Origin of the sequence: Halorientalis pallida, from assembly GCF_004118325.1 — an archaeon.
Taxonomy (GTDB): Archaea; Halobacteriota; Halobacteria; order Halobacteriales; family Haloarculaceae; genus Halorientalis; species Halorientalis pallida.
On the sequence record NZ_RDFA01000005.1, the window covers coordinates 229,580 to 251,437 of the forward strand.

The following is a 21,858-nucleotide window of genomic DNA, read 5'->3' on the forward strand; positions in this document are numbered from 1 at the left end:
AGCGTAATCTTTTTTTCGCGATCGTAATGAAGAGGTAGGTTCCGACGACGTCGTCGCCCTCCAATGGCTGACCGTCGCTACCCGATTATCATATCCTTTACAACGACGCTTCCCATCGGTACCCAGCGACCGCACACTCTGATCATGCTCGTTGACATCATCAGCGCTGTAGGTGTTTTAATCGCCGCGGGAGTATTGGCAACCAGTGCAACGGCCGCCCGACGGCACGAGAGGCCGGGGACTCTGTGGTTTACGGGGTACTCCGCGTTGTTCGGTGTCGGTTTCGGACTACTCAGCGTCGGCGTCCTCGTCGGGTCGATCCCGGTGACTGACTTCACCGGTGCGGTTGGACGGTGGTTGGCGCTCGTCTGGATACTCCCCGTCGGTCTGTGGGCGATGTTCGCTCTCCGGTACACCGGGCGGTTCGTCTCGCTCACGCTCAAAACAAGTGTGTTGCTCGCTTTCCCGCTTCTCATATTCGTCGCTCAGTTCTTATTCTCTGGGGTTTCGAGCGTGCCGACACATCCCGTCGGGCTACTCGGAATCACGGTCAGGTGCTACGCGCTGACGCTGGTCGTCACCGGAATGGTGTTGGTAGTCCGGGCGACGCGCCGATACGACCACACTACGGCGTGGCAAGGTGTCGCCCTCGCCGGAGGACCGGCGCTGATGTGGTTGTCGTGGAGCAGTATCCCGTACATCGCGCAACTCAGCCGGACAGCTGGTGGAACGGCCTACGTACTGGGAGGGCTCGGCGCGGTGTGTGGGTTCGGACTCGCAGTGTTCCGACTCGACGCGTTCGACATGGCTCCGACTGTCGGCGTCGTCGGCGAACGCGATATCGTCGACGAGACAGACGACTTGGTGCTGATCGCCGACGAGGAGGACCGAGTCGTGCGGACGAACGAGCGGATTCGCAGTGCCTCTAGCAGGGTGGACCCATCAGCTGGTACCGTTACCGTCGAAGACGTGCTTGGGAACGACGTGGACGGGCTTCGAGCGGCCGAAATGGTCACCAGGTGTCTCGGCGAAGTACGACGCGCAGGTCTCGACAGTGACCGACCGGAGCGACCGGCACCTGGGAACCGTAGTTAGTCTCCGGGAGGTGACCGAGCGCGAACTCCGTAAGGAACGCCTCGCGGTTCTCAACAGGGTTCTGCGACACAATCTGCGCAACCAACTCGACGTCTTCAACGCGCACCTCGATGCCATCGACGACGACCACGCCGATACAGCCATCGAGACGTCGGATCGTATCGCACGCATGAGCGACCACGCACGGACTATCGACCAACTCCTCTCGGAGATGCGCGAACACGTCCCGGTCGACGTCGCCAAACTGCTTCGTGACGCCGTTTCGGCGCACGACCCGCCGGTTGCCGTCGATGCGCCCGAATCGTTGGTGGTACAGACTGACCGCGCCGCGCTCGAAGCGGCGATAGAGAGCGCTGTCGACAATGCGGTCACGCACGCTACCGACGTGACCGTCAGTCTGCAGTTGACTCCGGACAGATGTGAATTGCAGGTGCTCGACGACAGTCCCGGGATCCCCGAGTTGGAGCTGTCTGCGCTTGAGGCAGGGTCAGAGACGCCGCTCCAACACGGGACCGGACTCGGACTGTGGCAACTCACATGGGCGACCCGCAACTCCGGCGGCGAGGTATCGTTCGACACGTCTGACGGCACCACAGTCACGATATCCGTCCCCGGTGCTCCGTCGGTCCGCGAGTGATCGCTGTTGAGACGGTTGCAGCGACGGTGATCAAAACACGAGTATCTGAGCAGGCCGGCTACCACCGGGGCTCGAAGTATGAAGGAACGATGCGGAAGCTGAATCTGTGCTGAAAGTATTATGTTGTGCCGAAGATTCTTACGTGTAAATGAGACTGTGCTGGTAGGTCGTTCTCGCGACGCTCTGTGTCGAGGTTGTGGCAATAGCGACGGTTCCGGTGTACGGTGTACTCTCACTGGTGGGCGTTGCCGTCGTCTACTGGATCGACCTCGCTTTCGTGATCGCCCGAACGGGGGTACGACAGCTTGTCGGGGGCGAGACGACGGTCCTCGATCCGCCCAAGGCCCTCCCGTCGTTCAGGTTACTGAAGTACAAACGTGGCACGCTGAATCTCTCTGCACATCTGCCGCCTGTGTACCTGCGGAGCCTTCCGACGGTACTGTTTAGTCTGTTGACACTCACCCCATCGGCTCTCACCACGGCAGTCGTGCTCTTGATGAGTGTCCCCGAGCGGTTCTGGACCGACCCGATGACGCCGCTCGTGCTCGCGGGAGCGGCAGTGGTGGCAGCGACGAAGTCGTCGATGATCTACGCGGACCACGTCGACCGAAACGGCGTCGAAAACGCTCGCGGGACCGGGTCTCTCGTCAGAAAGAGACAGCTCGCAGCGCTCGTGTACGCGCCACTGCTGTACATCGTGGCCGATTTTACCACCAGCGTACCAGCCGGACCGGAGGGAGTGAACACGATTGTCTTTGCGGTCTCTGTGCTGATACCGCTCCGTACCGGCTATGGGATTCGCGCGTCTCGTCCGTTGGCAGGCCGAGATGACTCACTTGGTCACGTTGGGTCGCTACTTGCCGACGGCCAGCCCTCGTCGATGCCCACTCTGCCTCCAACACCGGACGGGCAGCCGCGCGAGACGACCGAGCCAATGGTACGGTCGGTTGCCGACTCCTCAATGCGCTCACGACTGGCGGCGTCGTCGACGGCCGGTTCAGCGACCCCGGACTGAGCCCTCGGGTGATGGGATTCCTGTTCGTGTTCGTTCCGGGGACACCCGCCGCCGCTAACGGGTCGCGGACATTCCAAGCGGTCGTCGTCTGAGTGGTCATCCCGGCTATCGTGTTCTGTCTGCTGAGCACCGATCACATGGAGCTTGCGTTCGGCGAGACTGAGTATCGGTTCTACCACTTAGCCGCCGTCGCGTACGACTGGCGTCTTGAAGAGCCACAGTGGTCGGTTCCGTACGACAATATCGAGACGCCCTCAGTGGAACGAGGGCTGTTCGACAGCCCGCTCTGCCTGGACAGTGGAACCGTGGCGATTACCCTGATGGGCGGCACAGTACCGATGCCGGACGAGAAGGGACGGCCCTCGATTCCGTTTGTGACCGACCCCGAAACCATCAGCGAACGGATCAGTACCAACCGTAGGGGCGCACAGCGTCATGTTCGTTTCCATTAAATTCGGCCAACTTATTGACAGCAAACCTCGGTGAATATATATACTCAATGTTCGATCTTGAGACGTATTCTGCACCACCGCGTCATACGCACCAAATGATTCCCTCTGATACGCGTTGTTCGGCACGACGAGAAACTTGAAGATCACAAACAATCCGGAGATAGCGAGTGAAATATGAAATCATAGTGGTGACGTTCTGTTAGCGAATGTGAGCGTACAGCATTGCGCTTCCGAATTGGATACTGACTACCGTCACGAACGCCGCGACGCTTGCAACCGTATTTCCAAGATTCGGGAGTGTGACTTCGTAGATACTGATAAAGAGTCCTACTGTGAGTACTCCAAACACAAGCGTCCACGTGACAGCGTACATCGGACTGTACGCAACAGGCCAGTAGTCGTCGTATGCAAACGCCATATCCAGCAGACTCAACGGTAGCAAGAATCTCGCACCGAAGTCGGTCGAGAGCGCGAGTGGAATACTGTCGAGCGATACCAGCGCAAACGCTGCCAGCGCCACACCGATGGCCGTTACTGTCACGGGCAGATTGTCTGTCAGGTCAGCATGCAGTCGCTCACGGAGGGATGTTGATTCGGCCACAGTACACCCATAGGAGAGATTGCATAAAAAGCGCATAGTACAGTTTCAAAGACAGAAAGTCCATTTTGTGGGTACAAAGCCCATTTTGTCGCTCCAAAACACCCCTGTCCGTGCACAAAAATCTCTATGATGATTTATGAGCAGAACCACTTGATTGACGTGTAGATATGAATTCACAACGAGGCCGTATCATCCGAGAAGAACTGCTTCGAAGTATCGTGTGGATCGGTCTCGGACTCGTCGGGTGGCCAATCGTGATTTCAGAGGTAGCCTGGCTAGAGCCGACCGTACTGACGGTCCTCGGACTTCCCGTCCTTACGTGGGCGCTCTTGACCGCAGGCATGATCGGAGTCCGTACTGTGACGTCCACGGAGTTGCAGGTTCAGACACCGACTGGTCTCTCGATGAGTTTAGCGCTCGGGATCATGCTTGGTGGCGTCGGCGCAGTGTCCCTCGTTGCAGCAGGTGGCTACTCTGCCCTGTGGACAACGGTCGCGTATGTCGTCGTGACGATAGCTGCGGTCGGCTGGTACTGGTACCTGCGACTGCCGAAGTCGCCCTCCGAAACGACTGCATAGTCCGCAACTGATTTTACCTTCCGGCAGGCTTGCCCGTCAGAGTCAGGTATCGCTACTGAAGCGACGTCTGCTGAAAACCAATGCGTCTGCCAATCTCGCCCCGTACACCGTCCACTCGCGTAGCTATCCGAAACTGATAATCGTCCATCACTACTCACCTGACACATGTCACTTCCGTCGTGGATCTCCCGAGAGTTGGAGAACGACCGGAAGGTGAATACGAAACTGACCGACAAGCACGTCGTCGAGACGATGCACGAGGCTGATCGGCCACTCTTCTCGGTTCAGCAGATTCGAGACCGAGTCAAACCAGATGTCTCGAAAGTCACCGTCCGTAACCGGTTGCGTGATCTAGAAGAGCGTGGTATCGTCGCGACAGAAACGTATTCGGACTCACTGACGCTGTATTATATCGACCATCCTGAGTCAGACTGGCCGATCTCTCCAGAGGGAAAACAAGCATTGAACGGACAGTCAGCCAGCACAGAGAATCCACTCCGTGAATTCCTACAGCACCCACAAGTCCACGAGATACTCCGTGAAGAACTCCTGCGGAGTATCGGGTGGGCCGGACTCAGTTTGTTCGGGTGGGCAATACTCGTTAGTTCATCCAGTCAATTGCCAGCCGCCGTCTGGACAGTACTCGGACTTCCGATTCTAACATTGGCGTCTCTCACAGTTGGAATGATCGGAATTCGACTGACAACCGGCAACGATCTACAGATTCAGTCTACGGAGGGACTGCACATCATTTCGGTTGGTGGTGCTGTGTTCGGTGGGTTCTGGGCCATGTTTTTGATTTTTTTGCTGGACTGGCCCCCTCTGTTGACCAGTGGACTATATTTATTCGTCACAGCCGCGTATTTTGTATATTATACCAAGGTAGTACTTCCGGGGTTTGACCCACCCGTTGAGAATTGACCGATATGCAGATACACTGAGAAGTCACACAATCCGCGTTTCCTGGATGAACTCTGGACTTTCGGACCATATGCACTGAGAGTCCCAGTCTCAACTACTCCTATGCCCTAGAAGATGAGACTACAGCGGGTATAGCGGCTTTCTGATGCGTGGTATCGATCGAATCGTTGAGCAGAATCTGCGTCAGATCGCTTTCTGAACGGCCGCTCTTGTTCCGCAGGCAACTATTTCATTGGATTTCCGAGACTCTGGATAGTGTCGCCACTCAGATATCCCAATATGGCGGGGAGGGTTCCGTTACTATCCGATTCCCGTTTTCTTCTTTACCAGCGTCAGCGTGTTATCAGCCGTCACGGTCGGTTACTGTAACTCTCCGACGAGGGCGGCGACCGCGGCGTCGACGAGCTCGCTTTCCACCCGTCCCTGCCAGAAGTCGATATCCTCATTGTCGATCGATTGGACGCCCCATGAGACGATTCGACTCTCGTCGGGCGTTCCACCACGCAGCCAACTCTCTTCGGGGATTCCGATCAGCCCGTTAATCCAGGATTTCGTCGTCAACGTCAGCGCGATATACTGTTCGCCGTGGAACAGTCGCTCTTCGTGATTCGAGAGAATGAGTCATGATCGGGCATCATCTTCTTTTGAACGGGTCGTCACCGTAGACCACGTCGCCCCGCTCAAAAATCGGGGTTGCGTTCTCGTCAGTCACTGCTCGTTCTCCACGCTCGGATGAGGCTCGTCGGGGGCGTGATCACGCCACGACTCCTTGTCTTCGTCACCGAGTTGCTCGTTGAACAGAGCGGTCGCCCGTTAGTAGCCGCTATTCCCGTCGAGTCGCTCGATGTCGTCAGTTACGGCCCAGTACGTTGCCTTGTGTTCGACCAAGTCACGGTCCTTCAGACGCGAGAGCGCAGTGCTGACTGCGCCCTCGCCGATGTCGATCTGGGATGCGATTTCCTGCGTCTTGAATGCACGATCGTCATGGGCAGCGAGAAACCCGAGTACCTGATCCGGGGCCGATAGGTCTTCGAGTTCGTCCTCGCTCGTGTTCTCGAAGGTGTCTCGGTCGATGGACATCTTAGACGAAGGTACGCCACCCACTGTCAAAAGTGTTAGAACTGACAGCATTGAAAATTTCGAAGGAGATGATACTACGCTGTTCAGCGAGTAGAAATCACTCCCAACGAAGAAATCTGAGGATCATATGCATTGAGAATGCCAGTCTCAACTACTGTCCGCGATCGGCGATGTGAATTCCACCCTCACTCGGCGTGCCCGTTGGTCCGCTCTCCCACTCTTCTTTATTCATCAGGATAAGCTGGCAGATCGGCAAGCGCCTCAGAGGCGCAGTTGAACGGGCTTGGGAGTTCACCAACGAAGGCTCACACGAATCCCGCTGTTCCAGGTTCGATCGTTGGGATACGCTAACTTCGTGACTGGGGGAAATAATAACAAATTGTTTATTTTTCCGTAAATTGTGAACAAAATACACTTGAAATGGAAAGATCACTGTCGATTTTAAGCTTCGATACGTAGACGGCCCTTAATACATCACCGGACAGATTCGGATGTATATGTCGACAGGTGTGAGCCAAGAACCCGGGCAGTCGCAGGCTGAGACTGATGAAATTGCAGGTGGATTACTGAGCCATATCCCAGACGGCAGCACGATTCCGACCGACGAGTGGACACGTCGGCACAAGGGCTTCGTTATCGCGGTGCTGTCGCACATCCCGGTGTTGTTTGGTCTGGGAGTGATCGAAGGGTCTGAACCGGTTACTGGGATGACTCTCCCGACGATCCCGGTTGGGATAGTGGCAATTGAAGTAGGAATTATTGCAGCGTTCGCGTTCGCGTCGTTGGTGCCACAATTGAATCGCCGGCTCCGGACAGTGCTCGCGGTCACCGGGTTGGCGTTCTGCTCGGGGACGCTCGTCCACGTCACCGGCGGGTACATCGAGGCCCACTTCCACTTCTTCGTCGTTATCGGCATCGCAGCGATCTACGAGGACTGGCTTCCGTTCGGTGTCGGAATCGCCTACGTCGTCATCACGCACATCGGGTTCGGACTGGTCGACCCGACCCGGGTCTACAACCACACTGCCGCACAGCTGAACCCGTGGGTCTGGGGATTCATCCACGGTGGCTTCGTATCGCTACTGGCAGGCGCTTTGACCATCCACCTTAGTTCAATCGAGAAATCTCGCACGAAGGCCACTATCGAACTCGAGCGGGCCCAACAGCGAGCGAACGAAATTAACGATCTCGAAGGAAAACAGGCCGAGATTCAGGAACAAAAAGACGAGGCAGAACAGCTGAAAGAGGAAGCTGAGGCTCAACAGAAGGAGGTCGAAGCGCTGAATAGCCATCTTGAGCTGAAGGCTATAAACTATCAAGAGGCGATGGAGCAGGCTGCCGGCGGTGATCTGACGGTCCGGGTCGACACTGACAGTGAGAGCGAGGCGATGGCCGACATTGGAACGGCGTTCAACGAGATGCTTGACGAAATCGAAGCAACTGTCAGTGAGATCCAGACATCGACCGACGACGTCGACGAGCAACTCGACACGGCGAACGCCGGGACCGAACAGGTCGTCGACACAAGCCGGCAGGTGAGCGACTCGGTCCAGGAAATCGCCGCTGGCACCGACGAACAGCGAGAGATGCTCGATGAGGTGGCCAGCGAGATGTCTGACCTCTCGGCGACCGTCGAAGAGGTCGCCGCGTCCGCACAAGAAGTGGCCGGGACATCCGCTGAGACGGCAGATATCGTAACCGATGGGCGTGAACTCGCGACCGACATGCATGACGACGCCCAGCAGGTCCAGACTGCTATCGACGAGACCGTCGAGCGGGTGACTACACTCGACGAGCAGATGGAAGAAATCGCTAATATCACGGACCTCATCACCGATGTCGCCGAACAGACGAACATTCTCGCGTTGAACGCGAGCATCGAAGCCGCGCGAGCCGGGGAGAACGGCAACTCTGAAAGCGGCGATGGGTTCAGTGTGGTGGCTGATGAGGTGAAGCAACTCGCGGAGGAAACCCGCGATTCGGCTGCAGACATCCAGGACCGTATCGAGCAGACTCAACAGCAGACCGGCACTGTCGTACGCCAGGTCAAACAGGCCAACCAGCTGGTCGAGAAGGAAATCGAAGCGGTCGAGGACGTTGTCAGCGCCTTCGAACAGGTCGAGCAGAACGCCCAACAGACCGACGACGGCATTCAGGAGATCAGCGAGACGACCGACAGCCAGGCATCAAGCGCCGAGGAAGTCGTCGCGATGGTCGATGAGGTATCGGAAATCAGCGAGCAATCCGCAGAAGAGTCTGAAAGCGTCTCAGCCGCGGTCGAAGAGCAGACGGCGTCGATGAACGAAATCGGTACCAGCATCGGTAGCGTCGCCGCGACAGCAAACGAACTCCGGGCACTGGTTGACGGGTTTTCGTGTGACCGAGTGGTCACCAGCACCACGGGAGCCACCACGCCCGTCACTGACGACTAGGTAATCCCTCGACATCTGGCGTCTCCCCCACCACATGTCCTGTATATCGAGTCAGGAGGTGTTTTAAATTGCCAATTTCCGGCTCTGTGCGACTTAGTCGTAGTAGCTGATACGTTCAACAACGTCTGCAAAGGCGACGTCCTCACGGACACCGGTAATCTCGATGGTGACTCGTTCTCCCTGCTCGGTCTCGGAGACGATGACAACGAAGCCACGTTCGACACGGGTGATCCCGTCGCCTCGATCGCCGATGCTTTCGATCTCGACGGTCCGATGTTCACCTTCTGTGACCGGTGGTTCCTGTGGCTCTGAATCGAACTGTGACGTTGTGTCGGTGTCGACGGGTTCTGTGGTAGATCTGGATGAAAGCACAGCTACACGGTATGTTCCGCCTTGACTGATGTTGCCACGTTGAATTCCTTCCGTTGGAACTTCGAGGACATACGATCCGTCCCGCTCTTCGAGCGTGGCCGAGAACAGACAGCGAAGTTGGTCAAGAATATCCATCAGTAGTGTCTTCCATGAGATTCGCAACCGAGAACTGTCGGATCCCAACTGCTATTCTGGCGCCACAACGTCCTCACACGACGGGCATTCGGCCCATATTCCATCGGTGCCGTCGTCTTTTGTGTATTCAACGAGAAGCCACGCCTCTGGAATACGCTCGCCGCAGTCCGGGCAACGACCAAGAGACGATTCGTCGGTGTTCATGCAAAGGGACTGGAAGAGGCGCGTGACGGTGTTCCTTTCATCCGTTCTTGAGCCGTCCTCAAAATAAAAGGTTTAGGCGTTTTCTACGTTCAGAAATCCGCTTTCAGGTCGGTTGAAGTGTCCATTGAGATCAACTCACCATCACCCGTACCGCGGGGAGACGGGAGTTCATCCGATCCTCACGCAACTCCTCCCTGGTGGTGGCTCCGAAGTCGTAGTTGAGTGCCGCCACTGCGGGACAACTGTGTCGTCGAAGGCTGAGGAGTGTCCGGACTGTGGGGGCAGTGAAATTTGTCGATACGAAATCCCAGAGTAATCTCGTGGTTTCCTACGAGGATTGCTAACCTGATCAGTAGAGAGGAACGATGTATTGTTTCAACCGCTTACATACCAATTTTCTGTTAAGAGCCGTGCGCTGAATACAGCGCGCAAGTCGGCCAGTCCACTGCGATAGAACCCACCTGTAAGAACCGACCACATCTCAGCAAATGCGCTAATAGTACAGGATATTAACCGACCATTCACTATCCCGAAAGAAACTCCTTGGTTGGTTTGATACATCGTTACGAATATGGTAAGCCTTGAACCTGCTCGGTACGCGTTTAGACGCACGACAGACGCTTTCCTATCGAAATCATTTCGATACGCTTTCCGATGAGAATTACTGCTGCTCTATGCAATAAGCTACATTGGATGGCGAATATTCGGTTTCTCCCGTTCGTTTGAACTTAGGATTGCAGGAGGCTTTGAGACGTTTGAAGCGGTATCTTCACTCCCGTTCACCATCCTTGGAGTTGCTCTCTTTCTCGGCGGTTTCGTGGGTATCTTTCACAATATCCTCGTAGACTTGCTTCCACAGAGGGAGTAGACCAGCTACTTGAATAAAATCCGGTGTGAGAGCTTAATTATCCCAAGACATGCTATAGTAGTTCTTAGAAATAATTACTCACTTTTAGAACAGAGAGTTGGTCGAGAGCTGTATCAATCGCTGTCGTCAACTTGTCAAGCAAGTCAAAGAAGCGGTTGCTAAGAGACGCTTGAAGCTGTCTCCAGCATTCTTCGACCGGGTTCAGTTCCGGCGAATACGCCGGCAACGTCACGAAGGCGAGGTCGTCACGGGCCGCCAGGTCCGTGACGGCCGACGCCTGAAAATACGGCGCTCCGTCGAGAACGAAGATCAAGTCTTCTTCAAACTCTTTACATAGTGCTAAAATGAAATGTTTGGCGTGTTTGGCGGTGACGTACTCTTCGAATCGGGAGAAGAAGCGATCACCGTCCTCGGTGATCGCGCCCAGCAGACACGTCCAGTTGCGTTGGCCAGAGTGTTTGACGGATGGCCGCGTGCCGCGCGGAAACCACGCGGCACGCGGCTCAACTTGCACGGATTTTTTGGTTTGGTCGATACAGACTACCGTGGCGTCCATCTCCCGCCGCTTTTTTGAGTTCTTCGTGGAAGGTTTCTTGCTCGTTTTCGTTGGCTTCGGCGGCTTTTCGGCGCGGTTTTTGATAACTCAATCCCGCTTCTTTCAGCGACCGCCGGCAACTCGGGATTGAGTACTCAACGCCGTAGGTTTCTTCGAGATATTCCTGAGCGAGCGCCGGCGTCCACGCCGGCGCATTAAGCACGACTGCTTCAGGTGGTTCGTGAACAGTTGCTTCGAAGTCTTTTTGCCGTGATTCTGAAAGTTTTCGTTTTCTTTCAGTTCGTTTATCATCAGGTACAGCCTGCTCAAGCGACTCGTCAGTGTCGAGTCGCTTGAGCCAGCTATAGATTGTGCGCCGCTGCACGTCGTACCACTCGGCTAGCTCGGTCTGCGTAACACCGTTCTTGTACGCAATAGCTGCTAAGAGTCGCTGTGTCGGCTTCTTCTCATCCACGTTGTCAAGAGCATCTTGCAGCTCTTCGACAGAGATCTCGTTGAGATGATCCATTATCTCCTGCAACGCTTTACGGGAAAAATTCTAACAGTTACTATAGCTGGTGAGTGCTGTCTCGCGCTCCCAGCCGTAGAGTTCCTTCAACAAGAATACGCGAAAGAGCGTATCGATCGCGTAGCAGGCTGCCCCGCTGTAGCGGCCGTGCGCGGTGAAGCTAAAACACGCCACCGGAAGTGAGCAAACAAAATTCTCAACTGACTCGTGGCGGTCCTGCCCGAACCACGCTTGCGGGACGATTCGAATATCTGATTCGAGACCAGCAACCGAGCCGTTGTCCGACAAAGGTGGCCCAGCAGAGCGGTCTGAGCACCCGCAATAGATGTAGTCCACCCGTGTGGAGATTGCGTAGCCAGTCGGAGGATTGTATCTAGAAACTTAATCGACAGAGGATCTATTCTAGTATGTGTCTGTTGGTTAATATTCGACGCACCTCGAAGACATTCGGGTTGTCGCGAGCTACCGCCGAGAATAGTGGAGATTGCCCAACTCACACCGGGAGCAAATCAGATACCTATCGGAATGCAAATTGATAGATGTGTATTCTACATTGAGAACTTGATCGACGAGGCGTCCACTGTGATTGGGGTCGCCGTTCTCTTCTCAGTCGTCGAGCATCGCAACGGCACGCATCGGACCACCAGTTCCGTCCCGAATCTTCAGCGGGAATCCATAGAAGGTGAAACTCTCACCGACTACTTCGTCGATATTCTTGAGATTCTCCATGTGTGGTACCCCTTCTTCCCGTCCGACCTGATGTGTCGGGAACGTTAGATCGTTCGAGTTGTCCGGCCCGGGAGCATCAACACCGAAATTCTTCACGCCCTGATCGACCATCCACTCGGCTGCCTCCCGGGAAAAACCGATGTAGTCGTCGACGTACGCCTTCGTGGGGTGGGTGTCCTGGTAGTGGCCGGTGTTCACGAGGAGGATATCGCCGTCCTCGATCTCCACACCTGCCTCGTCACACGCCGTCTCCATGTCCGCAGGTGTAATGACCTCGTCACTCGCCCCGTCGTACTTCGAAATCTCGATTGCCTTACCCGGTCCGAAAAAGTAACTAAGCGACATTTCGTCGATGGACTCCCCGCCTGGTCCGAGGTGGGCGAACGCGTCGACGTGCGTCGGCCCGTGGTCGTTCATCAAGAGCGACTTCGTCGAATAAGTCCAAGGCGGGTCGTCAGTCCCCAGGGAGTCACCGAGAATCGCTGCCCCTTCTTCGTAGGTGTGGTGTGTCCATATCGACGTGGACTGGTGGAGCTCGTGGACTGGCTGTTTGTGGTATATCTCTTGACTCAAGTCAACTATTTCGGGCATACACTAGGGGATTATCGAGCAAATGTATTAATACTTGGCATGATATGAATACTAACGTTAAATTGGCTGTTTCTGTCCGAAGGCGGAATCTTCGATGTCGTCGTCGGGTACAGTAATTCGATCGTGTCAGTATCGCCAGCAGCGTACAGTCAGTAATACCCGTCATCGGGTTGGATTACGGTTCCGTTGACCGCAATGTGAACTCGCAGGCGTCGTCCCGGAGTTGTGGACTAGCTCCGTGAACCCAGCCGTGAGCGAGTGATCGAACACTCTGAGCTCCGAATATTTCGAGGAAGAAAACAGTATTCGAGAATGATAATCAAGACAGACACAGCTGAATACTGAGCTTCATCGGCGGTCGTGGCGTCGTTTCGGGGTCCTCAATCGTCGCTGGGGACCTCAGCGTCGCTAAGCGAGGCGTCGGGCTCGAAGCAGATGCTCGGGTCCAAATCATCGAGTGGCTCGCCCGCTCGGACCCGACTGGGCCAGTCGTGATTGGCGAGTGCCCCGGTCCCGAGCGTGATCAGATCGGAGCCATCTGACAGTGCTGCCCGCGCGTTCTCTGGGTCTCCGAGACTCCCGTTGGCAATTACGGCGACATCGTCGCCCACATGCTCGATCGCCAGTTCCGCGAGTGTGCGTTCGGTGTCTGGTACCTCCGCAGTAGTCGCATTGCCGCCGGTGACGTGGACGTAGTCAGCTCCTGCGTTCGAGAGCGCGCTGAACAGCGCGGTAGCGGTCGTCTCACCGTCCGGCCATACCCGCTCCTCGTCGCTGACGGCCGCCTGTGAGGCGCGCACGCCGACGATGAACTCGTCGGGCGTCGCCTCGTCGATGGCAGCCGTTACCTCGGCTGGGAATCGCGCGCGGTTCGCTGGCGAGCCGCCGTACTCGTCAGAACGATTGTTAACCAGCGGGTCGACGAACTCGTGGAGTAGATAGCCGTTGGCCCCGTGAACCTCGATGCCATCGAAGCCCGCTTCAACCGCGCGTTTGGCGGAAGCAACGAATCCCTCCTTTACTTCTACGAGACCGTCAGCATCGAGTGCGTCGGCCTCTGGGAATTCACCGGACCCGCCGTACATCTCGGCCATCTCACCCGGCGGGCGGTAGGCTGAGGGCGCGACCGGATCGTAGCCGTAGCGGTTACCCTGCGCTTGTGCGCCAGCGTGCATGAGTTGCGCGAAGATGGGGCTCCCCTCTTCGTGGACGGCGTCGACCACGCGTTCCCAGGCCGCTGCCTGCTCGTCAGTAGCGAGGCCGGGTTGGTTGAAGTAGCCTTGGCTGTGGGTTGCGTCCGGGTGGATGCCCTCGGTGAGGAGAAACGAAAAGCCGCCGCGGGCAAAGGAGGCGTAGTAGCGTGCCATCCGGTCAGTCGCGTGGCCCTCGTCGGTCGCGCTCGTGCGTGTCATCGGGGCGAGACCGACGCGATTGTCGAGGGTGTGACCGTTCAGTTCGAATGTATGGAAAAGTGAATCGTCAGTCATCGTGTAACCACCTCGTACTGGGAGATATAAAGAGACAGCGGATTGCGTATTCCATCGTGCAACACGTGTGATATCATACTCCTCGACGTGAACCATCGCGACACCGAAGATCATCTCTCGTGCCACCCTGCTCGGGGTAACACTCAAGACTTATGCTCGACATAAGTTGACAAGCACGTGTAGACAGGAATGATGCACACACAAACGGGCAATCACACATTCTCAGTCGGCCACTGTATCCACAGGCCCATGCGATGACCGAAGAAACGTTCCCGACGTTCGAGGAGGACGAGCTTCGCGCCCTGTTCGACAGTCAGGACTACGTCGTTGACGACGAGGTGGTCATTCCGGTGCTACTCACGCTCCGGCTCGGGAAGCCGCTTCTCGTCGAGGGTCCACCCGGGAGTGGGAAGACGGAGCTCGGCAAGGTGCTGGCCGACGGTCTCGATACCGAGCTGATTCGTCTTCAGTGCTACGAGGGGCTCGCAGCCGAAAACACCCTGTACGAGTGGAACTACACGAAGCAGTTGCTCTCTGTTCAGAGCGACGAGCGTGGCGTCGCCGACGGTGCCAGCGACGACGCTGGCTCAGTGTTCGAGGAATCGTTCTTGCTGGAGCGCCCACTGCTGTCGGCGCTGTCTAACGAGCACGAAAAGCCCCCAGTGTTGCTCATCGACGAGATCGACCGCGCCGACCAAGAGTTCGAGGCATTGCTGTTGGAGGTACTCTCAGATTTTCAAGTGTCGATTCCCGAGCTCGGAACGATCGAGGCGTCGGTCCCACCGATTGTCATTATCACCTCGAACCGGACCCGTGGGCTGAGCGACGCCCTGAAGCGCCGGTGTCTGTACCTCCACATGGAGCCTCCATCCTTCGAGCGCGAATGCGAGATCATCCAGCGGAAAGTCCCGACGCTCCCTTCGGCGACGGTCGCCCAGCTTTGTGGTGTTGTCCAACGCCTGCGCGCGGAACCGCTCGTGAAACAACCCGGTGTCGCCGAGACGCTGGACTGGTCACAGGCCCTCGACGCACTGGATGCCGCCGACGACCTCTCCCCGGCGCTGCTCGAGCAGACGCTGTCCTGCCTCCTGAAAGACGCCGAGGATGTCGGCCGCATCGACGACGAGATGCTCACGACGCTACTGGAAGCTGGCTCGAAAGCACGGGCAGAGGCCACGGACCGATGACTGAACAGCGGTCGGTCGACCTGTCGGCCGAAACCATCCACGCCGCCCTCTCCGACTCCGTCCGCGAACACATCATAACCGCGGTGGTGACCCTCGAATCGGACCTCCGGGCGAAGGGCGTAACAGTTCCACCGAACGCGGGTATCACCGCGACACGCGCACTCTCGACAATCGGCGTCGCAGAACGGACCCGCGTCCACCACGCGTTGCGGTCGACGTTCATCTCACGTGCGGCCGACCTGCCGGTGTTCGAGGCTGTGTTCCCAGCGTTTTGGGCGCGGCTCACGATGTCCGGCGACGAGACGGCTGAATCCGAGTCAACCAGCAACATGCCCGATCGGGCTTTAGAGGCTGACCCCAGCCACTCCGAGGCGACGGACGGACCCGACGAGGTCGATGCCCTCGCGGGAACCACTTCCCGGTCACGGCCGTCGGGGCTCTCGGATGGGGCGGCCGACAACGACGGATCGACTGCGACAGCGACATACACGCCAACGGGCACGTCCGAGCGGCTGGTGGCCGACAGCGAAGCTATCGATGAGGGTTCGTTCAGAGGGCCAGTCGCACGGCTCGGCCGCGTACTCGGCCAGCTCGACGGACGGCGGTCGGTCCCCGACAGCACTGGCGCTAGCGTGGACGTCCGGCGTGCGCTTCGCCGGAGCGCGGGGACTGGTGGAGCCATGCTGGAGCCCCCCCGAATCGACTCTGACCGGACGGCTATGGACACCGTCGTGCTGATCGACGTGAGCCGGTCGGTGCTGGACACGCTCGATCGGTCGGCACTGCTCGAGATGTGCCGGCAGATGCACGCCAGCTGGCGATCGGTGCGGACGTTCTTTTTCGATACGGAGATAGCGGAGGTGTCAGCCCATCTCGCGGAGCCTTCCCCCGAACGGGCAGTTGACGCGCTGGCGAGTGCCGAGACCGTCTGGGGCGGCGGCACGCAGATCGGCAGAGCGCTCGCGACACTGAGGCGCGCCCACCCCCACGCGGTCGACCGCGGGACGATCGTCCTCGTCGTTAGTGACGGCCTCGAAGTGGGCGAACTCGACCTCCTCGACCGCGAGATGGTCAACCTGTCGACAGCTGCAGCGGCGGTACTGTGGCTGAACCCACTTGCGACAGCCCCCGGTTACGAGCCGACCTGCCAGGGGATGGCCACCGCTCGCCCGTTTCTCGACGGGCTGTTCGCCTTCGGGGGGCCTGCCGACCTCGACGAGGTCGGCAGACAAGTGTCCCAGCGTGGACTGACCGGAGCCATCGGTTACCAGTACGACGGCCGCGGACACAGTCGCGGGACGACGGAGACGGCTAGACAGAGTGATCAGGTATGAACGTCCGTATTGGACTACACAGACTGACCATGACAGTACACATCCTCGCACGGAGAATCGCATGACGGACAGCAACTGGAGTGTTCCAGAGACAGCGGTGGTTGATACTATCCGGGAGACGGTTGTGGCCGACGAACCAGCGGTCTTAGCGACCATCGTCGGCGTTGAGGGGAGTGCCTACCGTCAACCGGGCGCGAAGATGGTTGTCGGCGCTGACGGCGACGGCGTCGGCAGCCTCACCGCTGGCTGTCTCGAAGACGAGGTGCGGACGCTCGCTGGCGAGGTACTCGACGCTGGGGAGCCCCGTATTGAGACATTCGACCTCACCGGCGACGACGACGTTTGGGGGCTGGGCGTCGGCTGCAACGGTGTCATCCGGATGCTGCTGGAACCTCTCGACGACTCCCTCCAGCCAGCGCTCGACGCCGCCGCTGCTGGTGAGAACTGCGCCGTTGCCACAGTGCTTGAGAGTGACCACCCGGCCTTCGCTCTTGGCGACCGCCTCTGTGGCAGGGAAGGCAGGTTCATAGATACTGAGGGGTGGCCAACGGCCCTGATCGAGCGTCTCTCCGAACCGGCCGCAACACTATCGGCGGCGGGCAAAGCAGACACTATCGACATCTCGCTCGAGGCGGGGTCAGTGCGGGTGTTTCTCGACGGTATCGCCGCCCCGCCGGAGCTGTTGGTGTTCGGTACTGGTCACGACGTTCGGCCGGTCGTCGAGCTCGCGACGCTCGCGGACTTTCAGGTAACTGTAGTCGGATTCCGGGGCGCGACGGCGACAGCGGAGCGGTTCCCGTCGGCCGACCGCGTTATCTCTACCTCACCGACGGCGGTGCGAGAGGAGATCGACATCGACGAGCGAACGTACACGGTCGTGATGACGCACAACTTCGTCGACGACCGCCTCACACTCGCCGAGCTCACCCAGTCGGCGACACCCTACATCGGACTGATGGGACCGACCGACCGGTTCTCCGAGATGCTCGACGCCTTTGAAGCAGAGGGGCAGACCTTCGACCGCGCGACCCTCGACCGAGTCTACACCCCCATCGGAATCGACCTGGGCGGTGGCGCACCGTACCAGATTGCGACGAGCATCGTCTCGGAGGTGCTCGCGGTCCATAACGACCGAACTCCACAGCACCTCTCCGATAAAGATGGGCCTATCCACGAGCGTCTCGACAGAGACACAGCCGGTGAGTGAACGAAAGTCGAGGATTCGTCGGACCAGCCAGCAGAACTGTCTCAGACAACGGACTCTCTCCGTCTCTCACAAATCACACCCCGAGCTCGAAAAAAGTCGACCGCTCGGGTGCTTATCCGGCCCGGTTGAGTGCCGCCGTCACCGCCTTCTCGGTGTACACCGAGAGCAGGTGCGCCCGGTACTCACCGGAGGACTGGGAGTCGCCACGTAGCTCACTGGGGTCGACCGCCTTCTCAACACGACCGGCCGCCTCCTCGACGATATCGCCGTCGACTGACTCCCCTTCGAGTGCGTCCTCAACCGCCGGTAGCCTGAACGGTGTGTCCGCTACCCCGGTCACGCCGATGCGGGCGTCGGTCACAGTGTCACTGTCGAGTCGGAGTCTCGCGGCGACCCCGACCATCGCATAGCCCGACAGTGGGTTGCGCCGTTTCGCGTACGCGCTGACCGCATCGTCTTGGACCGGGACGCCGAGCCCAGTGACGAACTCGTGATCACGGACAGCCGTCTCGTAGGCTCCGTGAAATACGTCATCGGCGTCGATGGTGCGCTGGCTGTCGGGTCCTTGTACCGATAGCTCGACGTCAAGCGCCAGGACGGCCGCCAACGGGTCCGACCGTGGGTCACCGTGGGCGATGTTCCCACCGATGGTCCCACCGTTACGGACCTGCAAATCGCCGACCTCTCCAGCCGCATCCGAGAGCGCCGAGCTGTGCTGTTTCAGCTGTTGTGACTCGGCTATATCGGCGTGGGTCGCAAGGGCGCCGATCGAGAGCGTGTCGCCGTCGCGATCAATAGTCGCAAGTCCGTCGAGATGGCTGATGTCGACCAGTGCTGGCGGCGACTCCTCGCCAGTCTTCATGCGGGGCAACAGTCCGTGTGCCCCCGCCATCAACTCGGCGCCATCGTGGGCCTCGAGCTGCTCTATTGCGTCGTCGACGCTGTCGGCACGGTAGTAGTCGAATTCCTTCGTGTGCATCAATCGTTACCTCCTGTGGCCCGCCACACTGTCTCTGGGGTTATTGGGATGTCCAGATGGTCGATGTCGAACGGCTGGAGCGCGTCCGAGACGGCCGCAACAATCGTCGGCGTCGCGGCGATGGTCGCCGACTCCCCGACCCCCTTCACTCCGAGCGGGTTGTGCGGGCTCGGCGTGACCGTGTTGTCCGTCTCGAAGTCGGGTAACTGTGTCGAGTGCGGGACGGCGTACTCGTCCATGCGCCTGGTTTCGAGATGGCCCTCCTCGTCGTATGATGCTCCCTCGAACAACGCAGCGCCGATACCCTGTGCGATGCCGCCGTGTACCTGGCCGTCGACGATGAGCGGGTTGATTATCTCCCCGCAGTCGTCAACAGCGACGTACTTCCGGATGTCGATGTCGCCCGTGTCTTGGTCAACCTCGACGACGGCGACGTGTGTGCCGAATGGGAAGGTGAAGTTCTCCGGGTCGTAGAAGTCCGTGACCTCCAGTCCGGGGTCCATCCCTTCAGGCAGGTCGTGGCCAAGGTATGCTTCGTGAGCGATGCCCTGGATGTGCATCGACCGATCGGGCGCGCCAGCGACGTGGAACTCTCCGTCGTCGAACTCGATATCATCGACGCTGGCCTCGAGCTGGTGTGCCGCGATGCGACGCGCCTTCTCACGCACCTCTCGCGCGCCGCGGGCGATGGAGCCGCCACCGACCGAAGCACTACGACTGCCGTAAGTCCCCATCCCCTGGGGGATGCGGTCCGTGTCACCCTCGACTACCTCGATGTCCTCGAGAGGAACGCCCAGCTCTTCGGCGGCGATCTGGGCGTACGTCGTCCGATGGCCTTGGCCCTGGTCGGCCGTCCCGGCTAGTACTGTCACTGTCCCGGTCGAGTCGAACCGGACGATAGAGCTCTCCCAGCCACCGGCCTGCGACCCGAGGTTCCCGGCCGCCTCCGAGGGTGAGAGGCCCGCTGACTCGACAAAGTTGGCGACACCGATGCCGATGTACCGCCCCTCCTCGCGGAGTTCCTCTTGCTCCTCGCGGAGCGCCTCGTAGTCGATATGGTCGAGAGCGGTGTCCATACCGCGCTCGTACTCGCCACTATCATACACGAGAGCAGCGGCCGACTCGTAGGGGAACTCCTCGGCTGGCACGAGGTTCCGTTTCTTGAACTCGACAGGGTCCATGTCGAGCTCCCGGGCGGCGACGTCCATCGCACGCTCGATTACGTAGATACCCTCCGCGCGGCCTGCGCCACGGTATGCGTCGACCGGCGTAGTGTTTGTGAACGCACCGACCACCCGGGCGTGGATGGCTGGTATCGTGTACTGCCCTGAGAGTACCGTTGCGTACAGGTACGACGGTGTTGCCGACCCGAACTGCGAGAGGTGTGCGCCGATGCCAGCGTGGGTTTCCACACGCAGCCCTCGCACTGTGCCGTCATCGTCCATCGCAACCTCGGCGGTGGTCTCGTGGTCGCGGCCGTGACAGTCGGTCTGGTAGCTCTCGGTCCTCGTCGCCTGCCACTTCACCGGCCGGTCGAGTTGCATAGACGACCAAGCCGTGACCGCCTCATCGGGATAGTGATATATTTTGCTCCCAAAGCCGCCGCCAACCTCGGGGGCGATGACCTGGAGACGGTTCTCCGGGATGCCCAGCGTCGCTGCCGACATCAGCATCCGGTGAAGATGGGGGTTCTGACTGGTCATCCAAATGCGGAGCTCCTCCGTCGTTGACTCGTAGTCCGCAACGGCGGCGCGCGTCTCCATTGCATTCGGGATAATCCGGGGCAGCCGGAGATCGACCGACGCTGTGTGGTCGGCCTCGGCGAAGGCATCGTCGACCGCCTCGGCGTCACCCAGCTCGAAGTCAAATGCGACATTATCCTCGGCCTCCGCGTGGACCGGCGGGACGTCGCGGTCGACCGCCTCGCTGGGCTCGGTGACGTGGTCCAGCTGCTCGTATTCGATCTCGATGCGTTCGAGAGCGTCCCGGGCCACTCGTGGTGACTCAGCGACGACCGCGGCAACACCGTCTCCCTCGTGGCGTACCTTGTCAGTGGCCAGCATCTTGTACTGTGGCTGAACGAGGTTGGGCAGGTCCCAGGCGGTCGGGATAGCGTTGGGAACGCCGCTGTCCTCGACGTCCTGCCCGGTGAACACAGCGACGACGTCTTCCATCGCCTCTGCCGAGCTCGTGTCGATGCCGACGATGCGTGCGTGGGCGTGGTCCGACCGTCGGACCGCAAGATGTGTCATCCCCGGCAGGGAAACGTCGTCAGTGAACTGTGCCTCTCCTTTCAACAGTGGCACGTCCTCCTGACGTTCGACGGCCGACCCGAAAACGTCCTCGGCCGTTGGATTCTCGCTGTCGCTCATTGGCTCTGACCCGCCAGCCCCGCCGTGTCCTCGATGGCGTCGACGATGTTGTGATAGCCGGTACAGCGACAGAGGTTCCCTTCGATGGCTTCTCGGATTTCGTCACGCGAGGGGTCCTCGGCGTCTTGTAAGAATGTATCGGCGGTCATCAGCATGCCGGGCGTACAGTAGCCACACTGCAGTCCGTGGTTTTCTTGAAACTGCGCCTGGAGGCTGTCCAAGTCGCCATCGTCGGCGAGCCCCTCGACCGTCTCGACCGACGCGCCGTCGGTCTGGACGGCGAACGTCGTACAGGACTTGATTGCGTCGCCGTCGACGCGGACGGTACAGGCACCACACCGGCCCGTGTCGCAACCGACGTTTGCACCGGTGTATCCGAGGTCCTCCCGAAGCGCATCGACAAGTAACGTTCGTGGCTCAACCGTGAGCTCGTGTTCTGTTCCGTTTACTGTGAGAGAGATATCGTGTCTTGACATCTATTGGGGCCTCTGGCCGCCATCCCGATGCGGCCCTTGTGC

Annotated in this window: 19 protein-coding genes and 2 pseudogenes; 10 read left to right on the plus strand and 11 right to left on the minus strand. The window is 58.9% G+C overall.

The features are described 5' to 3' along the window. Window positions 1-63 precede the first annotated feature (63 nt). From EAF64_RS14670 to EAF64_RS14685, 4 genes are all read left to right on the plus strand, one after another. On the plus strand, window positions 64-1,095 hold the full coding sequence (locus EAF64_RS14670) for a histidine kinase N-terminal 7TM domain-containing protein (protein ID WP_129069732.1): 1,032 nt from the start codon (window positions 64-66) through the stop codon (window positions 1,093-1,095). Then, window positions 1,055-1,732, plus strand: coding sequence for a sensor histidine kinase (locus EAF64_RS14675; RefSeq protein WP_129069733.1), 678 nt, complete (start codon window positions 1,055-1,057; stop codon window positions 1,730-1,732). The genes EAF64_RS14670 and EAF64_RS14675 overlap by 41 nt, the downstream gene beginning before the upstream one ends. Window positions 1,733-1,928: 196 nt before the next feature. Continuing rightward, a complete protein-coding gene (locus EAF64_RS14680) occupies window positions 1,929-2,747 on the plus strand; it encodes a hypothetical protein (protein ID WP_129069734.1) in 819 nt (272 codons plus the stop codon). 137 nt (window positions 2,748-2,884) lie between these two features. Further along, complete coding sequence (locus EAF64_RS14685) at window positions 2,885-3,199, plus strand: hypothetical protein (RefSeq protein WP_129069735.1); 315 nt, start codon at window positions 2,885-2,887, stop codon at window positions 3,197-3,199. Between the two features lie 199 nt (window positions 3,200-3,398). Here EAF64_RS14685 and EAF64_RS14690 read toward each other — a convergent pair whose 3' ends face one another. Next, a complete protein-coding gene (locus tag EAF64_RS14690) occupies window positions 3,399-3,800 on the minus strand; it encodes a hypothetical protein (RefSeq protein WP_129069736.1) in 402 nt (133 codons plus the stop codon). Window positions 3,801-3,967: 167 nt separating this feature from the next. Between EAF64_RS14690 and EAF64_RS14695 the strand changes: the two genes are divergently transcribed. Together EAF64_RS14695 and EAF64_RS14700 are read left to right on the plus strand one after the other, a co-directional pair. Further along, a complete protein-coding gene (locus EAF64_RS14695; protein ID WP_129069737.1) occupies window positions 3,968-4,378 on the plus strand; it encodes a hypothetical protein in 411 nt (136 codons plus the stop codon). A gap of 165 nt (window positions 4,379-4,543) precedes the next feature. Next, window positions 4,544-5,299 carry a hypothetical protein gene (locus EAF64_RS14700; RefSeq protein WP_129069738.1) on the plus strand — a complete coding sequence of 252 codons (756 nt, stop codon included), beginning with the start codon at window positions 4,544-4,546 and terminating at the stop codon, window positions 5,297-5,299. A gap of 360 nt (window positions 5,300-5,659) precedes the next feature. Here EAF64_RS14700 and EAF64_RS21765 read toward each other — a convergent pair. After that, a pseudogene (locus EAF64_RS21765) lies at window positions 5,660-6,011 on the minus strand (type II toxin-antitoxin system PemK/MazF family toxin). Next, window positions 6,008-6,379, minus strand: a pseudogene (locus EAF64_RS14710) (MarR family transcriptional regulator). The pseudogenes EAF64_RS21765 and EAF64_RS14710 overlap by 4 nt, the downstream one beginning before the upstream one ends. A gap of 497 nt (window positions 6,380-6,876) precedes the next feature. Here EAF64_RS14710 and EAF64_RS14715 point away from each other — a divergent pair. Then, window positions 6,877-8,811 (plus strand): methyl-accepting chemotaxis protein, encoded by a 1,935-nt coding sequence (locus EAF64_RS14715; RefSeq protein WP_129069739.1) that lies wholly within the window; start codon window positions 6,877-6,879, stop codon window positions 8,809-8,811. A gap of 93 nt (window positions 8,812-8,904) precedes the next feature. On the opposite strand, the gene EAF64_RS14720 is transcribed toward EAF64_RS14715, so the two are convergent. From EAF64_RS14720 to EAF64_RS14740, 5 genes are all read right to left on the minus strand, one after another. Continuing rightward, on the minus strand, window positions 8,905-9,318 hold the full coding sequence (locus EAF64_RS14720; protein WP_129069740.1) for a TRAM domain-containing protein: 414 nt from the start codon (window positions 9,316-9,318) through the stop codon (window positions 8,905-8,907). A 51-nt stretch (window positions 9,319-9,369) separates the two neighbouring features. Continuing rightward, the gene (locus EAF64_RS21450) at window positions 9,370-9,522 is read right to left on the minus strand and encodes a phage terminase large subunit family protein (RefSeq protein ID WP_227738992.1); all 153 of its coding nucleotides are present in this window, start codon (window positions 9,520-9,522) and stop codon (window positions 9,370-9,372) included. A 932-nt stretch (window positions 9,523-10,454) separates the two neighbouring features. Next, window positions 10,455-11,454 (minus strand): IS630 family transposase gene (locus tag EAF64_RS14730; protein WP_129069742.1). Its coding sequence is split into 2 segments (ribosomal slippage): window positions 10,455-10,962 and window positions 10,961-11,454, totalling 1,002 coding nucleotides; the frame shifts between segments, so codons are not numbered across the junction. A 606-nt stretch (window positions 11,455-12,060) separates the two neighbouring features. After that, window positions 12,061-12,774, minus strand: a complete 714-nt coding sequence (locus EAF64_RS14735) for a cyclase family protein (RefSeq protein ID WP_129069743.1) — start codon at window positions 12,772-12,774, stop codon at window positions 12,061-12,063. A 380-nt stretch (window positions 12,775-13,154) separates the two neighbouring features. Next, a complete protein-coding gene (locus tag EAF64_RS14740; RefSeq protein ID WP_129069744.1) occupies window positions 13,155-14,261 on the minus strand; it encodes an oxidoreductase in 1,107 nt (368 codons plus the stop codon). 254 nt (window positions 14,262-14,515) lie between these two features. On the opposite strand from EAF64_RS14740, the gene EAF64_RS14745 reads away from it, so the two are divergent. From EAF64_RS14745 to EAF64_RS14755, 3 genes are all read left to right on the plus strand, one after another. Then, window positions 14,516-15,448: an AAA family ATPase gene (locus EAF64_RS14745; RefSeq protein ID WP_129069745.1), complete on the plus strand. Its 933-nt coding sequence runs from the start codon at window positions 14,516-14,518 to the stop codon at window positions 15,446-15,448. After that, a complete protein-coding gene (locus EAF64_RS14750) occupies window positions 15,445-16,782 on the plus strand; it encodes a VWA domain-containing protein (RefSeq protein WP_129069746.1) in 1,338 nt (445 codons plus the stop codon). The genes EAF64_RS14745 and EAF64_RS14750 overlap by 4 nt, the downstream gene beginning before the upstream one ends. A 61-nt stretch (window positions 16,783-16,843) precedes the next feature. Then, on the plus strand, window positions 16,844-17,989 hold the full coding sequence (locus EAF64_RS14755) for an XdhC family protein (RefSeq protein ID WP_129069747.1): 1,146 nt from the start codon (window positions 16,844-16,846) through the stop codon (window positions 17,987-17,989). 112 nt (window positions 17,990-18,101) lie between these two features. Here EAF64_RS14755 and EAF64_RS14760 read toward each other — a convergent pair whose 3' ends face one another. From EAF64_RS14760 to EAF64_RS14770, 3 genes are read right to left on the minus strand one after another with little or no spacing between them, the layout of a single operon-like run. Continuing rightward, the gene (locus EAF64_RS14760; RefSeq protein ID WP_129069748.1) at window positions 18,102-18,968 is read right to left on the minus strand and encodes an FAD binding domain-containing protein; all 867 of its coding nucleotides are present in this window, start codon (window positions 18,966-18,968) and stop codon (window positions 18,102-18,104) included. Beyond that, window positions 18,968-21,340: a xanthine dehydrogenase family protein molybdopterin-binding subunit gene (locus tag EAF64_RS14765; RefSeq protein WP_129069749.1), complete on the minus strand. Its 2,373-nt coding sequence runs from the start codon at window positions 21,338-21,340 to the stop codon at window positions 18,968-18,970. Before EAF64_RS14765 ends, EAF64_RS14760 begins: the two co-directional genes overlap by 1 nt. Beyond that, complete coding sequence (locus EAF64_RS14770) at window positions 21,337-21,816, minus strand: (2Fe-2S)-binding protein (RefSeq protein WP_129069750.1); 480 nt, start codon at window positions 21,814-21,816, stop codon at window positions 21,337-21,339. Before EAF64_RS14770 ends, EAF64_RS14765 begins: the two co-directional genes overlap by 4 nt. Window positions 21,817-21,858 lie beyond the last annotated feature (42 nt).

Coding starts and splice junctions, on each gene's coding strand:
- EAF64_RS14670 (WP_129069732.1), top strand. CDS start 64: ATGGCTGACCGTCGCTACCCGATTATCATATCCTTTACAACGACGCTT.
- EAF64_RS14685 (WP_129069735.1), top strand. CDS start 2,885: ATGGAGCTTGCGTTCGGCGAGACTGAGTATCGGTTCTACCACTTAGCC.
- EAF64_RS14695 (WP_129069737.1), top strand. CDS start 3,968: ATGAATTCACAACGAGGCCGTATCATCCGAGAAGAACTGCTTCGAAGT.
- EAF64_RS14700 (WP_129069738.1), top strand. CDS start 4,544: ATGTCACTTCCGTCGTGGATCTCCCGAGAGTTGGAGAACGACCGGAAG.
- EAF64_RS14715 (WP_129069739.1), top strand. CDS start 6,877: ATGTCGACAGGTGTGAGCCAAGAACCCGGGCAGTCGCAGGCTGAGACT.
- EAF64_RS14720 (WP_129069740.1), bottom strand. CDS start 9,318: ATGGATATTCTTGACCAACTTCGCTGTCTGTTCTCGGCCACGCTCGAA.
- EAF64_RS21450 (WP_227738992.1), bottom strand. CDS start 9,522: ATGAACACCGACGAATCGTCTCTTGGTCGTTGCCCGGACTGCGGCGAG.
- EAF64_RS14735 (WP_129069743.1), bottom strand. CDS start 12,774: ATGCCCGAAATAGTTGACTTGAGTCAAGAGATATACCACAAACAGCCA.
- EAF64_RS14740 (WP_129069744.1), bottom strand. CDS start 14,261: ATGACTGACGATTCACTTTTCCATACATTCGAACTGAACGGTCACACC.
- EAF64_RS14745 (WP_129069745.1), top strand. CDS start 14,516: ATGACCGAAGAAACGTTCCCGACGTTCGAGGAGGACGAGCTTCGCGCC.
- EAF64_RS14750 (WP_129069746.1), top strand. CDS start 15,445: ATGACTGAACAGCGGTCGGTCGACCTGTCGGCCGAAACCATCCACGCC.
- EAF64_RS14755 (WP_129069747.1), top strand. CDS start 16,844: ATGACGGACAGCAACTGGAGTGTTCCAGAGACAGCGGTGGTTGATACT.
- EAF64_RS14760 (WP_129069748.1), bottom strand. CDS start 18,968: ATGCACACGAAGGAATTCGACTACTACCGTGCCGACAGCGTCGACGAC.
- EAF64_RS14765 (WP_129069749.1), bottom strand. CDS start 21,340: ATGAGCGACAGCGAGAATCCAACGGCCGAGGACGTTTTCGGGTCGGCC.
- EAF64_RS14770 (WP_129069750.1), bottom strand. CDS start 21,816: ATGTCAAGACACGATATCTCTCTCACAGTAAACGGAACAGAACACGAG.